At 46.7% G+C, this 1,298-nt stretch carries 1 protein-coding gene; it reads right to left on the bottom strand.

Annotated elements, in window-relative coordinates:
- Positions 1-1,190: IS256 family transposase (locus ACTNDI_RS13945; RefSeq protein WP_441101566.1), on the bottom strand; the 1,190-nt coding region annotated here is incomplete at its 3' end.
- Positions 1,191-1,298: the final 108 nt, after the last annotated feature.

Genomic DNA, 1,298 nt, shown 5'->3' with positions numbered 1-1,298 from the left:
TCAGCCGTTTCCGTATTGTTCATAAGTTCCATCTGGAACAGATGATCCATGTTGAGATACCGCTTGGTTCCCCAATCCGAAGCCGCTACGTAACGAAGTCTGGCGCAAACCAGCATCAAAGCACTTTGCCCATCTGGAAACGCCCCGATTGCCTTGGTACGCCGCTTGATTTCTCGGTTGACTCGCTCTGTTACATTGTTCGTCCGAATACGGGTCCAATGTTCTGTAGGAAAGTCCATGTAGGTCAGAGTTTCATCTACACCGTCCTCAACTTTCTTTGCGGCTGCAGAGAGCTTCATTTCACGAAGTTTCGCAACAACGGAAGCTGCCTTTCCGCGTGCTGCCTCTTTGTTCTCCTGCGCGTGGATGGCTTTCAGCATTAAGGATACTTCCCGCATCCTGCCGCGAGGGACTACGCTGAAGACATTCCGATAAAAATGTACTGTGCAGCGCTGATATTTCGCTTCCGGAAATACATCGGCAATGGATTCCAGCATACCAAGGCACTTATCACCAACGATTAGTCTGACTCCTGTAAGGCCCCGCTCTTTAAGCCAGATAAAGAAGTTATGCCAGCTTTCAAAATCTTCCTTCATGCCTTCTGCAGCGCCGATGATCTCGCGGTAGCCGTCTGTAGATACGCCGATAGCAACAAGGACGGACACGTTCTGCACTTCGCCGCCCCAGCTGCGTTTCAGATAAATACCGTCAACATAAACGTATGCGTATTCACCGGTCAATTTTCGGCTGCGCCAGGTTTCGATATGTTCGTAAGCCTTCTGATTGAGATTACTGATCGTTCCTGGAGATACCTTAGTTCCCCAAAGAGCTTCTGTGATATCCTCTACGCGGCGGACGGATACCCCGGCCAGATACATTTCGATCAGAGCTTCTTCGACGGAGCATTCCCTGCGTTTATAGCGTTCGATGATGGCTGTCTCAAACTGGATACCTTTCAATTTAGGGACCTTTAATTTTACGTCTCCTGCAGTTGTGGTGAAGTTTCTCTCATAATGACCTGAGCGGTAGCCATTACGATTCTCTGTACGTTCATATTTTGAAGCGTTGACAAGTTCATCCGCTTCATGATCGAGCAGGGCATTCAGCGTTTCTTCAACACTGCTGCGGACAAGATCTTTAAGATCATGCTTTATTAGGTCTTCATTTAACTGTATAATGTTATCGGACATAGTCATTGCCTCCTTGGTGGATTTTGTGTGGTAACTTAATTTTACCGATGGCAATAGACTATGTCTATTTTTATTCAATTGAATTTGCGAAACTTATTATACGTTATC

This window comes from Bilifractor sp. HCP3S3_D3, from assembly GCF_052063915.1.
Classification (GTDB): domain Bacteria; phylum Bacillota; class Clostridia; order Lachnospirales; family Lachnospiraceae; genus Bilifractor.
This window is presented reverse-complemented; position numbering and strand designations above follow the sequence as displayed.